This is a genomic window from Methylobacterium segetis (assembly GCF_004348265.1).
GTDB lineage: Bacteria > Pseudomonadota > Alphaproteobacteria > Rhizobiales > Beijerinckiaceae > Methylobacterium > Methylobacterium segetis.
In genome coordinates this window covers 22,701-45,078 of sequence record NZ_SMNT01000031.1, presented here as the reverse complement: position 1 = coordinate 45,078, position 22,378 = coordinate 22,701, and the positions used below count along the sequence as shown (strand labels likewise).

Annotated in this window: 9 protein-coding genes; 1 reads left to right on the top strand and 8 read right to left on the bottom strand. The window is 70.9% G+C overall.

Annotation, left to right across the window (positions count from 1 at the left end; all coding sequences use genetic code 11):
• Positions 1 to 31: 31 nt before the first annotated feature.
• The 4 genes from E1J50_RS10360 to E1J50_RS27800 all read right to left on the bottom strand — a co-directional run bounded on the left by E1J50_RS10360 (position 32) and on the right by E1J50_RS27800 (position 17,016).
• Entirely contained in the window at positions 32 to 11,755 is an 11,724-nt protein-coding gene (locus E1J50_RS10360) for an autotransporter-associated beta strand repeat-containing protein (RefSeq protein ID WP_165937826.1), read from the bottom strand.
• 709 nt (positions 11,756 to 12,464) lie between these two features.
• The gene (locus tag E1J50_RS10355; RefSeq protein ID WP_132253169.1) at positions 12,465 to 13,067 is read right to left on the bottom strand and encodes an invasion associated locus B family protein; all 603 of its coding nucleotides are present in this window, start codon (positions 13,065 to 13,067) and stop codon (positions 12,465 to 12,467) included.
• Between the two features lie 164 nt (positions 13,068 to 13,231).
• Positions 13,232 to 15,661: a caspase family protein gene (locus E1J50_RS10350; RefSeq protein WP_132253167.1), complete on the bottom strand. Its 2,430-nt coding sequence runs from the start codon at positions 15,659 to 15,661 to the stop codon at positions 13,232 to 13,234.
• A gap of 59 nt (positions 15,662 to 15,720) precedes the next feature.
• Positions 15,721 to 17,016: a peptidoglycan DD-metalloendopeptidase family protein gene (locus E1J50_RS27800; RefSeq protein WP_132253164.1), complete on the bottom strand. Its 1,296-nt coding sequence runs from the start codon at positions 17,014 to 17,016 to the stop codon at positions 15,721 to 15,723.
• 398 nt (positions 17,017 to 17,414) lie between these two features.
• On the opposite strand from E1J50_RS27800, the gene E1J50_RS10340 reads away from it, so the two are divergent.
• On the top strand, positions 17,415 to 17,708 hold the full coding sequence (locus tag E1J50_RS10340) for a PAAR domain-containing protein (RefSeq protein WP_132253161.1): 294 nt from the start codon (positions 17,415 to 17,417) through the stop codon (positions 17,706 to 17,708).
• Between the two features lie 37 nt (positions 17,709 to 17,745).
• On the opposite strand, the gene E1J50_RS10335 is transcribed toward E1J50_RS10340, so the two are convergent.
• From E1J50_RS10335 to tssG, 4 genes are all read right to left on the bottom strand, one after another.
• Complete coding sequence (locus E1J50_RS10335; RefSeq protein ID WP_245516511.1) at positions 17,746 to 18,048, bottom strand: hypothetical protein; 303 nt, start codon at positions 18,046 to 18,048, stop codon at positions 17,746 to 17,748.
• Positions 18,049 to 18,114: 66 nt separating this feature from the next.
• Complete coding sequence (locus tag E1J50_RS10330) at positions 18,115 to 18,477, bottom strand: hypothetical protein (RefSeq protein WP_132253155.1); 363 nt, start codon at positions 18,475 to 18,477, stop codon at positions 18,115 to 18,117.
• Between the two features lie 141 nt (positions 18,478 to 18,618).
• Positions 18,619 to 21,273 (bottom strand): type VI secretion system ATPase TssH, encoded by a 2,655-nt coding sequence (gene tssH / locus E1J50_RS10325; protein ID WP_132253153.1) that lies wholly within the window; start codon positions 21,271 to 21,273, stop codon positions 18,619 to 18,621.
• The gene (gene tssG / locus E1J50_RS10320; protein ID WP_132253150.1) at positions 21,254 to 22,309 is read right to left on the bottom strand and encodes a type VI secretion system baseplate subunit TssG; all 1,056 of its coding nucleotides are present in this window, start codon (positions 22,307 to 22,309) and stop codon (positions 21,254 to 21,256) included. The genes tssH and tssG overlap by 20 nt, the downstream gene beginning before the upstream one ends.
• Positions 22,310 to 22,378 lie beyond the last annotated feature (69 nt).

Below are 22,378 nucleotides of genomic sequence, written 5' to 3'. Positions count from 1 at the left end.
TCGGCCCGGGGCGGCGTCCGCGAGACGCGCCCTAGAACGGGTAGCGGATGCCGCCGTTGATCGAGTAGCCGTCCAGCCGCTCGCCGAACCGCACGTCGCCGCGCACGTAGCCCAGAAGGTCCGTGCCCAGAAGCTGGCCCGTGATGCCTACCCCCACCTGGCCGAACGTCCCGATCCGGTTCGTCAGGATCGGCACGAAGAACGCCGAACTGCCCTGCTGAACCGCCGCCAGGCTCGCCGTCGGGATGAAGCGCGAGGCCGCGTTGCCCGCAAACTCGTTCCACACGCTCGCCGTCGCAAACGGCTGCAGCGCCAGCGCCTCGCCCGCCACCAGCGTCGTGCCCACCCGGAACCCGACCCGGCCCAGGATGCTCTCGATCGGCTGGAAGCCCAGCACGCCCCCCGTCACCGCCAGGCTCCCCACCCGCGTCTCGGTGTAGCTGATCGAGCCCGACGGCTCCAGGAAGTAGGCCTGCTCGCCCCCGAACAGGCCCGGCAGGTCGAACCGGTAGCCCGCCGAGGCCGCGATCGTGTCCGACCCGATCGGCAGGCGCCCCTGCGGCGCCGTCACCGCCACGTCGCTGATCCGCGCCTCGTAGAAGTCGTGCCGCCACGACACGTCCGAGGTGAACGGGCCGCTCGTCACCGCCGCGTAGGCCCCGAAGAACGGCACCCGGAACTGGCCCGAGGCCTGCGAGGACACCAGCTCGCGCCCGTCCGCGTAGACTTCGCCGCCCGTCAGGCCCAGATGCAGGTTGTAGCCGCTGTTGGCGATGTTGAAGACCGCCACGTCGCCCCCGAGCTGGAACCCGGCAAACCCGATCCGGGTCCGGTTCTGCCCCGTCAGCGTCGCCCCGCCGCCGAAATCCGCCGTGCTGGCGCTGCGGATCGTGGTCTCGCCGCCCGAGCCGCGCGCCCACAGGCCGAGCCCGTAGGTGTCGGGCAGGATGCCCGAGACCTCCGCCTCCGCCGCCACCGGCGCGGCCGCCGCCTGCCGGTTGAGCTGCGCCCAGCTCTTGTCGCTGCTCGTCACCCCGACGCTGCCGGTGGCCTGCTGCTCGCACAGCTTGGCCTCCCGGAACGCCTCCGTGCAGATCCGGTGCTCGGCCGGGCCGCTGATGAAGGCGCTGATCGACTGGAAGAAGCCCACGTTCAGCGAGGTGATCATCCCGGTGATGCCCGAGACCGAGGCCGCCGCCTGGCCCGGGTTGATCCGCGAGACGATCTCGTAGGAGCCGGCCGAGCCGGGGCTCGCCTGCAGGGCGTAGGTGATGAACCCGCTCGTCGGCAGCGGCGTGGCCGGGTCGACCTGCAGCTGGCCCGCCCCGCCGCCCGCCTGCACCACCGGGATCGGCGTGGTGAAGAAGGCCAGCCGCGGGCTGACGTAGTTCAGGCTGAGCAGGCTGGCGCCGCCGTTCGCGCCCGCGATCGCCAGCACGTCGCCGCGCTGGCCGGCATCGGTGCGCGACAGGTCGACGTCGATGGCGATCCGCGAGCCGGCGCTGCCGGCATAGCTTCCCGTCAGCGCCAGCCGGTCCGTGGTCAGCCCGTTCTGAAGGCTGATCCGGCCCGTCCCCAGGTTGTTGAAGGTGGAGGCCCCGAGCGAGCCGTTGAAGCCGCCCGTGCCCGGGATGCCCACCGTCCCGGCGTTGTTGAAGCTGCTGATCGGGCCGCCGAGGCTGGCGTTGAGCAGCACCGAGCCGCCGGCCTGGTTGTTGAACGCCTCGAGCCCGTTCAGCGTGCCGCCGGCCGCGCTCACCTCGAACAGGCCGGCATTGTTGATCGTGTCGGTGCCCAGGAGGTTGCCGGTGCCCTGGTAGGTCCAGCGCCCGGTCGCGGTGTTGTTGAAGGTCGCCGTCGTGCCCGCCGCGGAGGAGACGTAGCCGTTGAAGGTCCGGCCCGAGGTGTTGTTGGCGGTGAGGCTGCCCGCGGCGACGTCGATGACGAGGCCGCCGGAGCCGATCGTGCCGGCATTGTCGAGGGTGGCGCCGCCCGCCGCCGTGCGCAGGCTGACGCCGTCGCGCAGGACGGCGCCGGCGGTGTTGGTGATCTGCGCCACGCCCGCGAGGGTGAGCAGGCCGGTGACGGTGCCGGTGTTGACGAAGGTCGGCGTGGTCAGCGTGCCCGTGGCCGTGAGCGCCGCGTTGTTGGTGAAGGAGGTCGTCGCCGCGACCGGGCCGGCCGCGGTGAAGCTGCCGTTGTTCACCGTGGTCGCGGTGTTCAGCGCGCCGGCGCTCTGCGTGAAGGTGGCGGTGGCCGCGTTGGTGAAGGTCCCGGCGCCGATCGTGCCGCCGGTCTGGGTGAGCGTCGCGGCGGCCGCGTTGGTCAGGCTCGGCGTGTTGAGCGTGCCGTCCGAGACCGTGAAGCGGCCGTTGTTGGTGATGGCGCTGGAGGCGGTGAGCGCCCCGGCGCTGGTGAGGCTGGCGTTGTTGGTCAGGGTCGCGGTGGTCACCTGGCCGCCGGCCGCGATCTGGAAGCCGGCGTCGTTGAGGATCGCCGACGAGCCGTTGATGAGGCCGGTTGCCGAGACCGCGAGCGTGCCGGCCTGGATCTGCGTGGCGCCGCCGTAGGTGTTGTTGCCCGACAGCGTGAAGGTGCCGGCGCCCTGCTTCGTCAGGGCGGTGCCGCCGCCGGCGATCTGGCCGGCATAGTCCGAGCTCGTGCCGTCGCCGCCGGTGCTCAGGGTTCTGCCGTTGCGGATCAGGGCCGCGGCGGTGCTGCCGGCGAGCGAGCCGATCGTCAGGCTGTTGGTGCCCAGATCGACGGTGCCGTCGTTGGTGAGCCGGGTGAGGCCGGTGAGCCCGCCGGTGAGGGTGAGGGTGCCGGTATTGGCGAAGCTGCCGTTGGCCTGGCCGCGGGCGTTGACGGTGCCGGCATTGCTGATGCCGCCGTCGATGCGGCTGTTGGTGGTCAGGGTGCTGCCGGCCGCGACCGTGGCGCCGCCGACGATCAGGCCGTCGTTCGTGGTGGTGCCGGCATTGTTGATCAGGCCGCCGGCGACGGTGCCGGCAGCGGTGTTGGCGAAGGTGCCGGTGTTCGTCACGCCGCCGTTGATGGCGCCATTGTTGGTGGCGCCGCCGGCATTGGTGAGCCGCCCGGCCACGCTGCCGGTGTTGGTGAAGGTGCCGGTGTTGCCGACGTTGCCGTTGATGGCGCCATTGTTGGTCGAGGTGCCGGCGTTGGCGTGGTCGGCGTTCACCGTGCCGTTGTTGAGGAAGGTCGCGCCCGCATTGTTGGTGACGCCCGAGGCGAGGCTTCCACCCGCGGCCAGGACGAGGGTGCCGGCTTGGTTGAGGGTGCCGCCGGTGAAGGTGTTGGCGGCGCTGAGGGTGAAGGTGCCGGTGCCGGTCTTGGCGAGGCCGCCCGCGCCGCCGATGACGCCGGCGAAGGTGGTGCTGGAATTGTCGGCGCCGGTGGTCAGGACCTGACCGGCCGCGATCGCCACCGTGCCGCCCGCCGCGCCGCCCCCGGCCAGCGAGCCGATCGTCTCGGAATTCGTGACGAGCAGACGCGCGCCGGCGACGTTGTCGAGCAGGACGGCGCTCTGATTGGCGATGGCTTGCCCGCCCTGCACCTCAAGCGTGCCGGCGCTGATGCGGGTCTGCCCGGTGAAGGTGTTGTTGCCCGCGAGCACGAGCGTGCCCGCCCCGATCTTGCGCAGGCCGATCGTCGCGGCGGTGCCGCCGAGCTGCGTCTCGATCCGGGAGCTCACGCCGCCATCGACGTTGATGAAGCTCTGGGTCGGCGTCGAGACGGGATCGCCGGCGAGGTTGATCGTGCCGCCGGTCAGCCTGTAGCCGTCGACGGTGAATTGCAGGCCCTGGACGTTCTGCGTGCCCGCCACGGTGACGGTGCCGGCCGTGCCGCCGAAGATGCCGACGCCCGAGCGCCACTGGTCGTTGATCTGCCCGCCCGGCAGCGTCGTCCAGTTGGTGTTGGTCGCGTTCCAGGTGCCGGTGCCGCCCTGGCCGCCGGCGGCCGCGCCGGTGGTGTCGGCGCCGTCCCAGAACTGCACGGACTGGCCGCCATTGCTGAGGAGCACGTTCACCTGGGTCGGGATGGTCGTGTAGACGAGGGCCGTCGAGCCCGGGGCGGCGTTCACCGTGGCGAAGCTGCCGCTCACCGTGCCGGCCGGATTGACCTGCGCGTAGTTGAACAGGCGGTAGGAGCCGGAGACGAGGGGGTTGGCCGGCGTGCTGGTATCGACGAGGGTGAGGGTGCCGCCGAGGGTGAGGTTGCCGCCCACGTTGATGAGGTCGTTGCTGGCGCCGCCGACGACACCACTGGCGCCGAGCTCGAACAGCGAGGTCGATCCGGCGTTGAGGGTGTAGTTGCCGGCGACCGTGAGCGTGCCGGGCGAGTTGCCGGCCGAGACGGTGCCGCCGTTGTTGACGACGACCGAGCCGGCAACGGTGCCCGAGCCGTGCAGGGTGCCGCCGGTGTTGACGGTGACGGTGGCGCTGTTCGTCGCCGTGTCGCCGAACACGCCGTTGATGGCGAGCGTGCCGCCATTCACGTTGGCCGTCATGCCGGCAAGCGGCGCCACCGTCTGCCCGGTGAGCGTCCAGGTGCCGGTGTCGAGCTTGTTGAACGTGCCCGCGCCGCTCACCGTCCCGAGAGCCAGCGTGCCGGCCACGCCGTTGGCCGCCGTGCCGTCACCGGTGCCGCGCAGGGACAGCGTGTTGCTGCCACCGCCGAGGCTGATCGCGCCGAAGCTCGCCGCGCCGAAGGTTCCGGCCGCGCGCAGGGTGATCGTGTTCGCCCCGCCGAGGACCGGGTCGGCCAAAGTCACCGCGTTCGTGTTGGCCGTGCCCGTGCCGGTGTAGAGCGCGACGGTGTCGTTGCCGCCGCCGAGCGCGATGCCGCCCGTCACCGTCGACCCGGCGTAGAGGTTGATCGTTGAGGCGTTGTTCGTGCTGTTGATGGCGTTCGGCGTGCCGGAGCCGGCCGCGATCGTCCCGTAATTGTCGACCGTCGAACCGGCGGCCCCGTTGAGCTGGATGCCCTGCGCGAAGGCAGTGTTGCCGCCGCCCTGGATCGTCGCGCCGTTGGCGTTGACGATGGTGAACAGGCCCGAGCCTCCGGCGCCGCCCACGCCGACGCCGCTCGTCGCGGAGATCGAGCCGGCATTGACGAGGCTGATCGTGTTCCCCTGGTTGGCGCCGGTGCCGGCATAGAGGCCGGCACCGCCACCCGTCACCGATCCACCCGCGCGGTTGACGAGAGTCGTGGCGATCCCCGTCCCGACCGACTGACTGCCGTTCGTGCCGCCCGCGATCGTTCCCGCATTGTCGACCGTCAGCGTGCCGCTGGTGACCTGGACGCCGCCGAGCCCGCTCCGGATCACGCCGCCGGCCTGGTTGGTCACCGCGCCGCCGGCCCTGAGCTGGATGCCCGCGACGCCGCCCGGCGTGACCACGCCGGTCGCTTCATCGTAGGAGCCCGAGGCGATCGTGCCCGCGTTGGTGATCCGGTCGCCCGCATTCGAGCCCACCGCGCCGTACTGGCCGACGATCTTGCCGCCCGCGGCGTTGGTCAGGGTCAGCACGCCGCCGCCGTCGCTGCCGACGCCGTAGCCGTTGCCGGAATTGAGGGCGTTCTGCCCGTAGATGACGCCGGTTCCGGCATTCGTGACGGTGAGCGCGCCCGTGCCGTGCTGGGTCACGCCATCGAAATTGTCGCCCTTGATCAGGCCGGCATTGTCGACCGTGAGCGCCCCTGCGACTCCGCTGGTGTTCTGGATGACGGCGCTGCCGAGACCCTCGATCCTCGCTCCCGCGGCGTTGACGACCGTCGTGGCCACATTCGTGCTGGTCAGGATGGCGTTGGAACCCGGGCCGCCGGTGACGGTGACGGTGCCCTGGTTGGTGAACCGGCCGCCGTTCAGGAGGATGCCGTCGCCTGCGACGGCGGCGACGTAGCTGCCGCTGAGCGTCACGTTCGAGGCGTCCGCGACGGTGAATCCGCCGGTCTGCCGCAGCGCGCCCGACAGCGTGATCAGGTCGTTGGCGCCGGTTGCGCCGCGCACGGTGAGCGCGCCAGCGCCCGAGACGGCGTTGCCGAAGGTGAGCGTGCCGGAGCGGTTGAGCTCCAGGGTGGCGCCGCCCGCAACGCTCACAGGCGAGGCCGCGGCGAGCGCGCCGGTGGTGCCGCCATTGCCGATCCGAAGCGTGCCGGCCGAGATCGTGGTCGCGCCGGTGTAGGTGCTGGCGCCGGTCAGCGTCAGCGTGCCCGCCCCGAGCTTGGTGAGGCTGCCCCCCGGCGAAGTCAGGCCGGTGGCGTAGGTGACGGCCTGCCCGTTCGTGTCGATCCGGTAGGCTTGGTTGGCCGCCGTCGAGAAGCGGGCGGAATAGTCGGTGGTGTTGACCGCGCTGTATTGCAGCGTGCCGCCCGTGAAGGCGAGCGGACCGGTCGTGCCGATCGCGTTGGCGCTGCCGACGTTGAGCGTGCCGGCGGAGAAGACGGTGCCGCCGCTGTAGCCGTTGTTGCCGGTGAGAACCAGCGTACCGTCCCCGAGCTTGGTCAGCCCCACCGTCGCGGAGCCCACCAACGTGCTGGCGATAGTCGTGCTCACGCCCGCGTCGACGGTGATGAAGCTGTTGGGGTCCGAAGCGTTGAAGGGGTTGCCCGTCAGGTTGAGCGAGCCGCCGGCGACCTGATAGCCGGTCGTGCCGAATTGCAGGCCCTCAACGCTCTGCGTGCCCGTCACGGTGACGGTGCCGGCCGTGCCGCCAAAGATGCCGACGCCCGAGCGCCACTGGTCGTTGATCTCCCCGCCCGGCCGCGTCGTCCAGTTGGTAGCGTTGGAGGTCCAGGTGCCGGTGCCGCCCCCGTCACCGGTGGTCCCGCCGGTGGCGTCGCCGCCGTCCCAGAATTGCGTGACCTGAGTGCCGTTGCGCACCAGCACGTTCACTTGATTCGGGATCGTCGCGTAGACCTCCGCGTTCGAGCCGCTGGCCACCGTGACGGTGTCGAAGGCACCGGTGAGGGTGCCGCCGGCATTGTTCTGGTTGTAGTTGAACAGTCGGTAATAGCCCGTGACGATGGGCGTGGCGGGGCTGGCGGTGTTGACGAGTTGCAGCGTGCCGCCGAGCGTGAGGTTGCCGCCGACATTGATCAGGTCGTTGCTGGTCGAGGCACCGTTCGGGCCGCCGACCACGCCCGACGAGCCCATCTCGAACAGCGAGGTCGAATTCATACCGAGCGTGTAGTTGCCGGCAACGTTCATGGTGCCGGGCGAGTTGCCGGCCGAGACGATGCCGCCGCTGCCGACGACCACTGACCCGGCGATGGTGCCCGAGCCGTGCAGGGTGCCGGCCGTATTGACATTGATGGTGGCGGTGCGGCCGACGGTGTCGCCGAACACGCCGTTCACGGCGAGCGTGCCGGCGGTGACGTTGGCGGTGCCCGTGAACTGGCCGTTGCCGGCGCTGTTCGTGCCCGTCAGCGTCGTGGTGCCGGTGCCGATCTGGTTGACGATGCCCGAACCGGTGATCGTGCCGCCGAAGGTGTAATTGGCCGCAATGGTCCGGTTGAAGGCGAGCGTCCCGCCCGTCGTCGCGACGGTGCTGAAGACGGTGCCGGCCGCGTCCTGGCCGATCCGGCCGGCATCGCCACCGGCCGTGCCGTCGCCGATCTGGAGGGTGCCGCCCGAGATCGTGGTCGCGCCCGTGTAGGTGTTGGCGCCCGTCAGCGTCAGCGTGCCAACCCCGGTCTTCGTCAGCGCGGTGGTGCCGGCGCCGTTCCGGATGATGCCGGAGAAGGTCGGCGACTGATTCAAGCCGCCGGTGCTCAGCGTGGCGGCGGCGCCCGAGTTGGTCACCGTGCCCGCGCCCGCGAGCGATCCGATCGCCTCGTTGAACCCGCCCAGATCGAGCGTCCCGTTGGTGTTCACCGTCACGGCGCTATTCGCGCTGAAGCTGTTGGGGGCTCCGCCCCGCAGCGTGCCCCCGCTGATCGTGGTGGCGCCCGAGTAGGTGCTCGTGCCGGAGAGCGTCTGCGTGCCGGTTCCGAGCTTGGTCAATGCCAGGACGCCGACCTGATTGTCGTCGCTTGAGCGGGAGGCGAGCGGCGCGTTCTGGATGATGCCGCCGAACGAGGCGTCGCTGTTGCCGGTGCCGATCGTCGTGGTGCGCGCGACGCCACCGAAGCCGCCCTGCAGGGTGCCGTTGCCGGTCAGCCCGTCGACGAAGATGGCCCCCTCGATGCCGTCGAAGATGGCGCCCGTGGCGATGTTCAGGCTGCCTTGGTTGTTGGTCCAGATGCCGTTGCCGCTGCTGCTGCCGCGGAGCAGGCCGGCCTGCACATCGATCACGCCACCGACCGACTGCTGGATGACGGTCTGGCCAGCCCCGCTGCCGAACCGGACCTCGCCCGCGCCGGTCTTCTCGATCCGGCCCGCGCCGGTGAAGGTGTTGACACCCTGAAGGAAGCCGCCGTTGAGCTCGACCACCGCGCCCGAGGCGATGTCGACCGTGCCGGTGCCGAACACCGTGCTGGTGACGCCGCCGGTGACCCGCTCGATCAACCGGCCGGCGAGGACGTTGGTGGTGAGCGCGCCGCCGTAGCCGCCCGTCAGCACGAAGGTGCCGGAATCCTGCTTGTTGAGTGTCGTGGCGCTCGCCACTGCCGACATGTTCAGCGCGCCCGCCGCGCCGTTGGCGGAGGTGTTGTCGCCGGTGCCACGCAGGGCGATGACGCCGCCAGCGCCAAGCGAGATCCCGCCCACCGTGGCCGCCGGATTCGCGCCGGCGTTCTGCAGGATGACGGTCGCGCCGGTCACCGGATCGGTGGTCGTGACCCCCGCCACGTTGGTCGTGCCGGTGCCCGTGTAGAGCGACAGCGTCGAACCGGCGCCGAGCAGCACCGTGCCGGTGCTGGAGCCCGCATAGAGGTTGGCCGTGATGCCGGTGCTGCCGCTGAGCGTGCCACCGCCGCCCGCCAGCGTGGCGCCGCCGGAGATCGTACCGTAATTGTCGATCGTTCCGCCGGCACCGAGATTGGCGCCGATGCCATATTGCGTACTGGAGCCGCCGGTCAGGCTTCCGCCCTGCGCATTGACGATACGGCTGCCCGCGCCGTTGGCGTTAGCGGCGACGAATGCGGTGTTCGTGACCGCTCCCGTGTTCAGGAGCGTCACCCGGGCGCCGGTGTTGATCACGTCGGAGCCGTCGCCGGTGTTGCGGATCGTGCCGGCATTCACGATCGTGAAGGCGCCGCTGCCGTTGATCGTGATACCGGACGTGTTGGTGATGAGGCCGCCCGGAGCGACCCGCAGGATCGTCCCGTTGGAGGCTGAAACGGCCACGCCGGAAGTCGAGAGCGTGCCCGCCACGTTGAGCGCCCCGCCCTGAATGTCCCAGCGGACGTTCGACGGGTTGATGCCGGTCAGCGTCAGCGTGCCCGATTGCTGCGCATAGCTCTCGAAATTCGTCAGATTGGCTTGGTTGAGCGTCGCCATGCCACCGGCGCCGAGCGCGCTGACGAACGCATCGGTGCCAGTGCCCGCATCGACCACGCCGCCGACGGTGCCGCCCTGATAAGTGAAGGTGTCGTTCGCATCGCCGAAGGTTGCGCGCTGCATGGCGCCGGCGGCGCCGAGGGTGAAGTTGACGACGCCGGTGCCGGTGCCGCCGTTGAAGTCGCCGTTCAGCGCGCCGGCGACCGTCACCGTCCGTGCGCCCGCCCCCGATGACGCGATCACGCCGTTCGTGGCGGAACCGGCATTCAGAGCAATGGTCGCGGCATTGGCAGAGGAAACGTCGATCGCCGTCGCGCCATTGATCACCGAAGCCGCGTTCTGCGCGGCGCTGAACGCGGCCGAGCCATTGGTGATCGTGCCGCCGTTGGACAGGACGATCGCGGTACCGGTGCCGCTGCTCGTGTAGGTCTGTCCGTCGGCCGAGAGCGTGCCGGTGCCGATCGTGCCGAGGTTGGTGATCGTCGCCGCACCGGTGCCGCCTGCGTTGATGGCGTTCGACGTGCCGACGAGGTTGCCGGCGTTCGTGACGGCCAGCGCCGTGCCCGCGCCCGTCGTGCGGACGCCCGTGGCGCCGGAAATTCCCGCACCCGCGTTGTTGTCGACGGTCGCCGTCCCGCTCGATGCGCTGACACCGCCCTGGGTTCCGGTGATCACGCCGCCGCCCTGGTTGGTGATCGTCCCGCCGACGAAGGCGACGCCGTATCCGAAGCTCGGGCTGGTGCCGCCCTGGATCACGCCGCTGTTGGTGATGCTGCTGCCCGCCCCGGTGATCGCGATGCCGCTGGCATTCGCTGCCTGGATGAGACCCCCGGTCAGGGTGCCGGCGTTGCGCGTCCCGGTATTGGTGATGGTGGCGGTTCCGAGCACGGTCACGCCGTCGCTCGCTCCGGTGCTCGTCGTGGTGATGAAGCCGCCGTTGGTCAGCGTCAGGTTGCCGATGGAGTAGACCGCGGCGTCGTTGCCGACACCGTTGTCCGCTGTACCGGTGTGGCGGATCGTGCCGCCGAGCTGGTTGTCGATCGTGCCGCCGGCTCCGAGGCTGACGCCCCGCCCGTCAACCGAACTGATCAGGCCACCGTTCTGGTTCGTGAAGGTGCCGCCCGTGACGGCGATCGTGACGGCGTTACCGGTGGCCGGGTCGATCTGACCGCTCAACGCCACGTTCGCCGCGTTGGCGACGGTGAATCCGCCGGTCTGCGTCAGAGCACCGGACAGAGTGATCAGGTCGCCCATGGCCGTGCCGCCGAGTACGGTCACCGCGCCCGCGCCGGACACGTTGTTGCCGAAGGCGAGCGTACCGGTGCGGGCGAGCGCCAGGGTAGCGCCGCCCGCCACGCTGACGTTCGAGCCCGCGGCGAGCGAGCCCGTGGCGCCCCCGACCGTCCCACCCACCGTGCCGCCGACCTGAAGCGTGCCGCCCGAGACGGTGGTACCGCCGCCATAGGTGTTGTCGCCGGTCAGAACCAGCGTGCCGACGCCGACCTTGGTCAGGCCGGCCGTGGCCGCCCCGGCGCCCGTGCCGATCACGCCGGAATAGACGGTGCTCAGATTCAGGCCGCCTACCGACAAGGTCTGATTGCCCGATTCGAACCGGACGGTTCCGGAGCCCGCGAGCGACCCGACATTCAGCGTCGTACTCGCGCCGGTGTTGACGGTCAGGGGACCGCCTTCAGCGAAACGGATCTGCGCCTGCCCGGCCTGCCCGTTCGTGTCGAACCGGAAGCCACCGCCGGGCGTCCCGACGACACTGGTGCCGCCAGGCGTACTGGTCGAGATCAGCGTGATGTTGCCGGCATTGGCCGAGAAGGCGACGTCCACGCCACCCTTGTTGGAGTAGATGAACTGCTCGCCGGAATTGCTGACGATGTCCGACGTGAACGTGACGGCGAAACCGTTGTTCGAGATGAAGTACTGGCTTCCCCCGGCGGCGAAGGTGATGCCGTCGACGGTCGTGGCCCGGGTGAAGAACGGACTCCGGTTGCCGGCCGATCCGAAGATGGCCTGCTCGCCGGCCGTATCCGGCACGTCGCCCCCGATCCAATTGGCGGGCTCGTTCCAGTCGTTGCCCGCATTGCCTGACCAAGAGATGCTCTGGGCCGCGGCGCCCGACGCGCCGCCGATCAAGGCCGCGGTCGCGAGCAGCACACGCTGCCACTTCCTGCGCCCGATCCGCGCCGCGGGCCGCACCCCGCTCCTGCGCGGCGGGGCCAGGGCGCCCAGCCGGGCGAGAAGCGAGCCGGGCGCCTCGACGGCCAGCGTCAGGAGGCGGGCCATCCGCGCGCGAAGCATCCCGGGCGACGCGGCGGCGTGAAGGACGGTCGGTCCCTGCAAGGGCTGAACAATGATCCCGACGAGCGCCGTGGACGCATCGAGCGCGCGCCGCAGGGGGCGCAGCGCAGGACGAACCTGCGGACGATCAGTACGGCTGGCCACGATCATAAATCCCCCGACTGCCTGCGCGCACGGAGCGCGGCGGCCTCCTTTTTTAAACCCGGAGGCCGGCAAGACTGATTAGGTCCCGGAGGATAAGGCGGCAACAACAGCTCTGAGCCTTCAACAGGCAATCTGTGATTGAAATTCGCCCGGAAAGCCGTCGGAAAAATGGCCGAAATGTCCAATCTTTCAGATAGATGGGCTGTTATATCAGAGTCCGGCTTTCGGTCATATCCGGATTGAATCCAGCGATCACAACATTCGAATCCGGATGAGTGTAGCAGTCCGGCAACAGATCTGATGAAGAATGAAGGAATTCAATCTACTTAAGTATTCAACGCAGCAAAGACGAAGCAACGTATCGCGACGGGTGTGGGGAGCTCGGCGAGCGATCGCAAACCCGGGCACCGCGCGAGATCGACCGAAGCATGCGATCCGAATACTGGCCCTCGGCAGGGATGAGGCCGCGGCGTTACTGGAACGCCGCGGCGCGCAACCTCGTCCGCCGCTCGGCGGGTGTCGCGGAGGGTCGATGCGCCGGAGAGGCGCGCTACTCGCGCGCCAGCGCGTCCAGCGCCTGCGCGAGGCCGCGGAAGGAGAGCGGGATCGCGACGTCGTGGTTGCCCGCGTCCTTGAACGTGATCCGGCCCGACTCGGGGGCCGAGCGCCAGCGCTTCAGCGTGTCGTCGCGGACCGTCGCGTCGGCGACGCAGCGGCCCGGCAGGCAGCGCCGCCAGGGCAGGTCGAAGCCCTGGCTGTCCTTCTCGTCCAGCGTCGCGCGGACGCTGCTCGGGAAGGCGACGTTGTTCGGCAGGATCGCCGTCATGGTGAGCGGGTCGCCCGGCGCGACGCGGCCGATCGCGACCTGGGCGATCGGCGCGGACTGGCCCTGCACCTGCATCGACTGCGCGATCTCGCAGACCTTGCGGGATTTCTCGGCCTCCGCCGTGCGCTGGCAGCGCAGGACCCAGTCGCCGAAGGTCGCGGTGGTGAGGCCGGGCTCGGTGGGGACGGCCGGGGCTGCGGGCTGCGGCGCGGCCTTGGCGGCGCCCCCCTGCTGCGCGGCGGCGGGGCCGGCCAGAAGAACGGTGCCGAGCAGCAGCGCCGCCAGCGAATGTTGATGTTTCCACCGATGGATACGTGCGCGTCGCATTCGCCGAGGTCTCCGTGGGGGCGATGATCTGACCAAGCGCCGTCTCTAGACCACGTTCGGGGGATCCGACACCGGGCGCCGCCCCTTCCGCACGCGCGAAAACTGGTTTGCCCAGGCCTGACGCAAGCGGGAGACACTTGAGGCCGCCTTTCGGCCGCGGCGGATCAGAATCCGACGCCCATCAGCGGTCGTTGCATCGGCCGGGCGGCCGTCGAGACCGGGGCCTGGGGCGGCGCCGGGCGCGGGGCGGCGACGGGCGCCGGCCGGGGCTTCGGCTGGGCGATCTCCCGCGCCGGCTTCGGCCGCTCCTGCACCACCGGCTTCGGCTCAGGCTTCGGCTTGCGCGCGACGGGCTTCGGCTCAGGCTCGGGCTTCGGCTTGCGGGCCACCGGCTTCGGCTCCGGCTCGGGCTTCGCCTTCTCCGGCTTGGCCACGGCGACGCATCGGTCGCCCTCCGCCTTCTGCCCCGCGCCGCACGCGATCGGGCAGAAATGCTCCGGGCGCCTGCGCATCTCCTCCAAGAGGGCGGCGTTCGGCTCCGTCGGCACGGGCTTCAGCTTCGCCTGCTTGGCATAGCGGGCGAGCGCGCGCCGGGAGGCATCGTTCCAATCCGTGTCCGCGCCCTCGACGGCGCAGCCGATCCGGCCGAGTTCGGCCTCGGCGTCGCGGTGCAGCCGGTCGCGCAGGATCGCCTCGCTCGGGAACGGCTCGGCGGGCTTCACCGAGGGCAGAGCGGCCTGCGGATCGTTGTAGGCCATCCGGGACTCGCCGAGCGCGGGGCGCGACGGGCCGCCCGAAGCCTCGGGCGCCGCGCCCGGCGCATCGAGGTAGGCGAGGCGGCCGATCGGGCGGTCCGGTTCGGGCGCAGCACCCGGGGCGAGGGCCACCGCGGCACCGGTGACGGGCTCCGCCGCCCGGCGCTCCTCGCGGGCGCGGCTCTCGACCTCGGCAAGGCGGGCCTGCTCGGCCAAGCGAGCCTGCTCGGCCAAGCGGGCCTGCTCGGCGAGCCGCGCCTCCTCCGCCACGCGGGCTTCCTCGACCCGGCGGGCGGCCTCGGCCCGCTCCTCGGCAAGACGCTGCTGACGCGCCTCCTCGGCGGCCCGTTCGGCGACGCGACGCGCTTCCGCGGCCTGCTCGTCCGCGCGCTTCCGGCGGCTCTTCTCGTCGGCCGCCGCCTCCGCCTGGCGCCGCTCCTCGGCGGCCCTGCGCTCCTCAACCAGCCGGCGCTCCTCCGCCAGCCGGCGCTCCTCGGCGATCCGCTTCTCCGCGGCGTTGCGGCGTTCCTCGGCCGCCCGCTCCTCCGCGAGCTTCCGGCGCTGCGCCTCCTCGGCGTGACGGGTCTCCTCGGCGACACGCCGGGCCTCGGCGGCACGTTCCTCGGCGAGCTTCTTCTGCCGCGCCTCCTCGGCGAGGCGCGCCTGCTCCGCGGCGCGGCGGGCCTCCGCCTCGCGCTGCTCCGAGAGCTTCCTCTGGCGCGCCTCCTCGGCGGCGCGGGCGAGGTCGGCGACCCGGCGCGCTTCCGCCTCCCGCTCCTCCGCGAGCCTGCGCTGGCGCAGCTCCTCCGCGACGCGTCTGGCCTCCGCCGCCCGCTCCTCGGCGGCCTTCTCCTCCGCGACCTTCCGGGCCCGCGCCTCCTCGTCCGCGCGCTCCTGCTCCTCCCGGCGGCGCCGGGCCGCGTCCGCGCGGCGGGCCTGCTGCTCCTTCAGGGCGCTCCAATCGTCGAGCTTGGCCAGCCGCGCATTGGCCGCGTCGGCGAGGTCGCTCTGCGGATATTTCTGCACGAAGCCGCGGAACGCGGCCGGGTCGTTGCTGTCCCGGATCTTGCGCCAGGCGTCGCGGTCGGTCTCGCTGCGATTGAAGTAGAACTGGCCGGGATAGGAGAGCGACAATTCGGGCGTCTGCCGCCCGCCGCTCTGCCGGTCCACCGCGATGCTCACCCGCTGGAAGAATTGCGGCAGGTCGAGGCCCGGTTCGTCGATCGCCTTCAGGAAGGCGTCCGTGAAGATGCTGTTGCGGCCGACGCCGTCGAAGGCCAGCGCGTTCGCCTGCGTCGCGTAGGCGACCACGAGGCCGCGGCCGCTGATCTTGGCGAGGCCGGTCTCCGTGAAGGGGTTGCGGTCGCTCTTCTCCTTGAGCGGCAGGTTGCGGCAGGCGTCGAGGATGAGGATGCGGGCGCCGTCCGCCCGGTTCAGCTCGCCGACCACGTCGTCGATGCGGACGGTCTCGTATTCCAGGTCGAACTCGTCCTGCAGCTTGGCATCCACGGGAACGATGTAGTTGCGGCCTTTGTACTGGAGACCGTGGCCCGCGTAATAGGCGAGCGCAGCGTCCGCGCCCTGGGCGGCGCGGGCGAACTGGCGCAGATGATCGCGGATCGTCTCCCGCCGCAGGTCGGTGCCGCCGAACACCTCGAAGCCCGCCCGCTTCAGCGCGGCCGTCACGTCGTCCGCGTCGTTGCGGGGGTTCGGCAGCGAGGGAAACTTCTGGTAGGCGGCGTTGCCGATCACCAGCGCGACGCGGCGCTCCGCCGCGAGCGCGCACTCCGCCGCGAGCGTCAGCGCGAGACCGAGGATGAGGGCGAGGAGCGCGCGCACGGCCTAGCCCGCCCCGCCCGGCTGGTGGATCCGATCCGGCACGGTCCGACGGGCCGGCATCAATCCTCCGAGGTCTCGTCAGCGGGAGGCGCGCCGCTCCCGATCTCGGCGGAGTGTGCCCTGTCGAACAGCTCGGCGCCAGCCTTCAGGAATCGCAGCGGATCGACTGCGGCGCTGTGGACACGGGTCTCGTAATGGAGGTGCGGCCCGGTGGAGCGCCCGGTCGAGCCGACGAGGCCGACGACGGTCTCCGCCTGGACCACCTGCCCGACCGAGGCGACGTAGGCGGAAAGATGCCCGTAGCGCGTGACCACCCCGTTGCCGTGGTCGATCTCGATCAGGTTGCCGTAGCCGCCCGTCACGCCCGCGGTGATCACCCGCCCGGCCGCGGCGGCGCGCACCTCGGTGCCCACGGGGGCGCGGAAATCCATGCCCGCATGCATCGTGGCCGCCCCGGTGAACGGGTCCTTGCGCAGGCCGAAATTGCTGGTCAGGTTGCGCTCCGCGGCCGCGATGGGGCGGCGGAGGGGCACGGCGTCGGCCGCGCTGCGCCAGCGGCGGCTCTCGTCGAAGGCGGCTTCGAGATTGCGGACCCCGTCCTCGAACGGGTCGCGCAGGGCAGCGGGCCGCCCGGCCGGTTGAGCCGGTGCCGGAACCGCCAGCGCCACGCCAAGGCTTCCAAGGACGGCGCGGAGCGCCCCGATCCCGCCGCGCACACCGCGCGCGAGACCGTCGAGGATGCTGCCCTGACGACGCTCGGCGCCCGCGAGGGAGGCTTCGAGCGCGTCGAACTGGACCCGGGTCGGCTGGGCGAGGATGGCCCGGACCCGCCCATCCCTGTCGGTACCCTGTGGCGGCTCCAGGTCCGGGCGCGGCTCCAGGACCGAGCGCGGCGCGAGGTTCGGCGCGGGCGGGGGCGTGTCGGCCGCGCGGGGGCCGCCGAGCCGCAGCACGTTCGGCTCCGCCGCGGGCCTTCCGCGAGCGGGCGCAGGCTCGCGGGGCGCGGCCTCCTCGACCGGGCGCGCTGCCGCCTCCTGCGTCGGCGCGGGCGCCCCGCCCCGGGCCGGATCGGCGACGCGTTCGGCATAGGCGGACAGGGTGGCGACGCGGTTCTCCAGCTCGACCTGCCGGGTGACGATGTCGGCCATGCGACCGGCGAGCCCGTCCTGCTCCAGCATCTGGTGGCTCGCCACGCCGACGAGGCGCCGGGTCAGGGCCTTCACCTTGTCCTCGTAGGCCGCCTTCTGCGCGACCTGCTCGGCGGCGAGGCGCTTGGCCTCCTCGCTGCCGGAATAGGCGAACCAGGACGCCACCCCCGCCCAGAGCAGTACAGGCCAGATCAGCAGGGCCGCCACGCGACGGCGCGGGCGGCGCGGGGCGGCGCGGTGCGCCCCGACCGATGTCCGCCCGATTCTCGTCGACGACTGCTTCACGAACGACCTTCTTCCGGCGAACACAATCGAACGAACGGGCCCGCTGCCGGAAACACAGAGTTTAGCCGAACGGGGCCCTCCTGTGGATGGCGATCATGGCATTTCCGCGCCGCTATGGCCGCCAGAGCACGGTCGACGCCCGGACGCCTCGCACGATCCACAGTCCCGTCCCAGCTCATCCGAGGCGCGGAAGCGTGGGCGGGCCGGACCGATACTCGCGGAAACGGCCATCATCGTGTATTCGCAATGTTGGCCGTTGCCCGGCCGGGCGGGCGATCCACCCGCTTCGGCAGGCGTGGTCAGGGGCTTGAGGGGGAGACATGGGTCAGCCGGCCGCGCGCATCACCGACATGCACACCTGCCCGATGGTGACCGGCGTCGTCCCGCATGTGGGCGGACCGATCCTGCCGCCCTGCTGCCCGACGGTCCTGATCGGCTCGATCCCGGCCGCGCGCGTCGGCGACATGGCCCTGTGCACCGGCCCGACCGACGTGATCGTCAAGGGCTCGGCGACCGTGCTGATCGGCGGAAAGCCCGCGGCGCGCATCGGGGACACCACCGCGCATGGCGGGGTGATCGTCTCGGGACTGCCGACGGTGCTGATCGGGGGGTAGCGCGACCCGTCCTCGACACAGGCGGGCCGGCCTCGCCCTACGAAGCCGAAAGCTCGGCGTCGTCCTCGTCGTCGCGGTAGAGCGTGCCCCATTCCGGCTGCCAGAGCCCGTCCGGATCCACGACGACCATCGGGACCTTGAAGTCGTTCGCGAACTTGATGGCGGCTCGGAACGCTTCCTTGAGCGGCATCTCCGCGCTGCGGAAATCCTTCGGCAGGCGTCCGCCGCTGGCGGAGGCGGGGCAGAAGCTCTGGCCCGACAGCCTGTCGCCGTCGCGCCGGAGCATCAGGCTCAGAGCGTCCGGCGGCGGCTCGTCGACCTGCTCGAATTGGTTGGCCATGACCACTCCCTGCATGTGGACCCGAGGCCGATGCCCCGGGCTTCGTCGTTCGAACCCGCGGGCGCGCTAATCCTCGTCCCCGCTCTCCCGGTCGGGCAGGCTTCTCGTCAGATTGGGAAAGCGCAACGGGTCGGCGATGAACTGCTTCGCCTCCTGCAGGCGTGGCACCCACGCTTTCACATCCTTGCGCGGCTCGATGCCGATCCGGATGACGGGAGAGGAATCGACCTTCTCGATGTAGAGGTGGCCGTCGCTCTCGTAGAACAGCCACGGCTCGTTGAGATTGAAGGAGAAGTAGAACTCCTCCCCCAACTCGCATTGTTCGGCGACCGCTGCCGATGCTGCCTTGGAGATGTCCTGACGCAGATCGCCGTTGCCGAAGGTTCGCCTGGCGAGGAGCATGGCGCCGTCGAAGAAGCCGATGGTCACGACGGTCTTTCCTGCACTTGCGCCCATCTCGCTTCCCCCTTCGATCGATGACGATGTTGCCGCCGGGACGGCCCGTCGCGCCGCCCGCGCGGCACCGCGGGCGTCCGAGACCGCGTGGAGAGCCTTGCCCAGGGCCGGCGGTCAGGCCGGATTGCCCGCCGCGTCGAAGGCGTAGGTGAAGGCGCCGGATTCGGAGCCGACCCGGACGGCCGTGACGACCTGCTTGTTGACGATGCGCCTCAGGAATTCGCGCGAGAGTTCCGGCAGCAGCGTGTTGGTGATCACGTTGTCGATCATGCGGCCGCCCGAATCCGGATCGTTGCAGAGCGAGACGATGTGCTCGACCACCGCGTCCTCGTACGAGAAGGCGGCGTCGTGGTTCTCGCGGATGCGGCGGCCGATCCGGTCGAGCTGGAGGCGCACGATACCGCCGAGCATGGCGGGCGAGAGCGGGAAGTAGGGGATCGTCACGATCCGCCCGAGGAGTGCGGCCGGGAAGACCTTAAGGAGTTGCGGGCGCAGCGCGACCGCCAGCGCCTCCGGGTCGCTCGCGTAGGACGGGTCCTGCGAGAGCTGCATGATCAGGTCCGTCCCGACGTTCGAGGTCAGGATGATGAGCGTGTTCTTGAAGTCGATCCGGCGGCCGGTGCCGTCCTCCATCACGCCCTTGTCGAAGACCTGGAAGAAGATCTCGTGCACGTCCCCGTGCGCCTTCTCGACCTCATCGAGGAGGATCACGCTGTAGGGCCGCCGCCGCACCGCCTCCGTCAGCCGCCCGCCCTCGCCGTAGCCGACATAGCCGGGGGGCGCGCCCTTGAGCGTGGAGACGGTGTGCGCCTCCTGGAACTCGCTCATGTTGATCGTGATCATGTTCTGCTCGCCCCCGTAGAGGGACTCGGCCAGGGCCAGCGCCGTCTCGGTCTTGCCGACGCCGGAGGGGCCGCAGAGCATGAACACGCCGATCGGCTTGTTCGGATTCTCGAGCTTCGCGCGGTTCGTCTCGATGCGTTTGGCGATCATCGCGAGGCCGTGCGACTGGCCCACCACCCGCCGGTTCAGGATCTCGGGCAGGCGCAGCACGGTCTCGATCTCGTCGCGGACCATCCGACCGACCGGGATGCCGGTCCAGTCGGACACGACGGAGGCCACCGCCTGCTCGTCCACGTGGGCGTAGATCATGCGCCCCTCGGCATCGATCGCGTCGAGGGCGCCAGACCGCTCGCGCAGGGTTGCGCGCTGGCTCTCCGGGTCCGATCCGGGCTCGGAACGGCCGAGGCTCTCGCGAAGCGCCCGGATCTCGTCGACGAGGGCGCGCTCGGAGGACCATTCCGCCTCGAGGCGTGCGAGCCGGTCCCGGAGATCCGCGAGTTCGGCGTCGATCTCGACGACGCGCTCCTCGTCGGGCGCGCCGAGGTCGCGGTCGGAGACGAGGGCGGCGCGCTCCGATTCCCGCGAGGCGATGGCGACCCGCGTGTCCTCGATCGCCGCGGGCGTCGCGCTCTGGCTGATCGCGACGCGCGCGCAGGCCGTGTCGAGCAGGCTCACCGCCTTGTCCGGAAGCTGACGGGCCGGGATGTAGCGGTGCGAGAACTCGACCGCCGCGACGACGGCCCGGTCCGAGATGCGCACGCCGTGATGCTTCTCCATCGGCCCGAGCAGGCCCCGCAGCATGTCGCAGGCGCGCGCCACGTCCGGCTCGCCGATCTGGATTGGCTGGAAGCGGCGGGTGAGAGCGGGGTCCTTCTCGAAATATTGCCGGTACTCGGCCCAGGTCGTGGCCGCGATCGTCTTGAGGGTGCCGCGGGCAAGCGCCGGCTTGAGGAGGTTGGCCGCGTCGCCCGTCCCCGCCTGCCCGCCGGCGCCGATGAGGGTGTGGGCCTCGTCGATGAAGAGGATGATGGGCTTGGGCGAGGATTGCACCTCGTCGATCACCGAGCGCAGCCGCTGCTCGAACTCGCCCTTCATCGAGGCGCCGGCCTGCATAAGGCCGATATCGAGGGCGCAGAGGCGCACGCCCTTGAGCGGGGGCGGCACGTCGCCCGAAGCGATGCGCTGAGCGAAGCCCTCCACCACCGCGGTCTTGCCGACGCCGGCCTCGCCGGTCAGGATCGGGTTGTTCTGGCGCCGGCGCATCAGCACGTCGATGAGCTGGCGGATCTCGTCGTCGCGCCCGCGGATCGGGTCCATCTCGCCGCCCGCCGCCTTGGCGGTGAGATCCTGCGAGAACCGGTCGAGGGCGGTCTGGCCCTTCGGCGCGGCCTCGGCCCCGGGCGTCCCGGCGGCGATGGCGCCGGACCCGTCCATCGGACGCAGGCTCTCCTCCTCGGACCGGCCCCAGAGGGTGCGGTGCTCGGTCGAGAGCGCCTCGACGGGGATCTTGGCGAATTCCTGGGACAGGCTGAGGAAGGCGCGCCGCAACTCGCCCCCCTTCAGCCCGGCGAGCAGGACGTGACCGGTGCGGATCTGGGTCTCCCCGAAGAACAGCGTCGCGTAGTGCCAGCCGCGGTCGAGCAGGTCGACGATCGTGTTCGAGACGCCGGGCATCTCGGTCTCGTTGCGCCGGAAGCCCGAGATCGCGCGCTCGAGATCCATCAGGAGCTTGGCGCGGTCGAGTTTGTAGGCGTCGGCCGAGAGCGCAATGTCGGTCGCGTTGCGCTGGAGGAGGTGGGACAGCCAGTGCGCGAGCTCGACGTTGCGGTTGCCCGCGCCCTTCGCTTGGCGCAGCGCCTGGAAGAAGCCCTCGTAGCCGACCCGGTTGAGCTTGCCCGTGACGGTCTCAAGACTGATGTCGGCCATGATTCTCCCCCTGTCGCCCTTCGCTCTTCGGCGCCTGACGGCGGGCGCGCTCCGCCGGATTGAGCCGGGCGTCGAAGCGGTACCCCTTCGCCGCCGGATCCTGCGACTTCACCATCCAGGTCGTGTAGCCGAGCGCGCAGCCCGCCTCGCCGAGGCGGAGCGGGCGCACGGACCGGCGCGGCAGCGCGATCTCGACTTCGCAATCGAGCTCGCTGCCGAGATAGAAGAACAGCAGGTCGGCGAGCGGCGTGCAGAGCGAGCCGTTCGGCAGGAACCGGCCGAACTCCTCGAGATCGCGCGCGAACAGGCGCAGGCGGATCTTGTCCTCGACGCTGAACACGCTCGCGCCGATCAGGCAGTCGACGCCGAGCCCGCAATAGCTGCGCCCGAGCCGGCTCTGCTCTCCCTTCTCGAAGGGCAGGAAGGTGCCGACGAATTCCTCGACCTCGCACCGGATCCCGAACAGGCCCTCGACGGCTTGGCAGAGCCGCGAACCGGAGCGGGCCTTGTCCCCGAGCAGGCCGGCATAGACGAGGCGACCGGCATCCGAGACGGTGTCGCGCTTCTGGTAGGGCGCGCTCCCGAGGCCGATCGTGCTGCCGATATAGGCGACGAACCGGTCCTGCCCCGGCCGGTCGGCCTGGGCGGCGGGCCGCGCATCCGCCCAGGCGCGGAAGTAGAGCTGCAGGAACCGGTGGTTCAGCAGGTCGAGGAAACGGGAGAAGCCCTCGTGACCGTTGCTCCACCAGCCGTAGACCTCGTCCGTGGTCTGCAGGGGCAGCGGCCCCTGCGGGCCGAGCAACCCGAGGAAGCGCACGAACAGGCGCAGGCGCTTGCGCGCGTCCTCGTCCGCCGCCTCGATGCTCGAGGCCGGGAATTCGAGGAAGGGGTTCTCGCCGAGCGCGACGTAATCGTCGGCCCGGCTGGCGCTGTCGCCGATCCGCGGCTGCGTGTCGTGGCTGCGCTCGATCAGCCGCAGGGTCCACAGGAGGTCGAACTCCCAGGGCCGCTCGCGCAGGTCGTCGATCGTGCTCATGCCGGCACCCTGTGCCGGGTGCCCGCATGCGGGCGGAGGGGCGCGTCGTCGAGGCGGGCGCTCGCCCGC

Bases quoted from the DNA above. Each gene is read 5' to 3' on its own strand.
- E1J50_RS10340 (WP_132253161.1), top strand. From the start codon at position 17,415: ATGGGTCAGCCGGCCGCGCGCATCACCGACATGCACACCTGCCCGATG.
- E1J50_RS10360 (WP_165937826.1), bottom strand. From the start codon at position 11,755: ATGGCCCGCCTCCTGACGCTGGCCGTCGAGGCGCCCGGCTCGCTTCTC.
- E1J50_RS10355 (WP_132253169.1), bottom strand. From the start codon at position 13,067: ATGCGACGCGCACGTATCCATCGGTGGAAACATCAACATTCGCTGGCG.
- tssH (WP_132253153.1), bottom strand. From the start codon at position 21,273: ATGGCCGACATCAGTCTTGAGACCGTCACGGGCAAGCTCAACCGGGTC.
- tssG (WP_132253150.1), bottom strand. From the start codon at position 22,309: ATGAGCACGATCGACGACCTGCGCGAGCGGCCCTGGGAGTTCGACCTC.
- E1J50_RS10335 (WP_245516511.1), bottom strand. From the start codon at position 18,048: ATGGCCAACCAATTCGAGCAGGTCGACGAGCCGCCGCCGGACGCTCTG.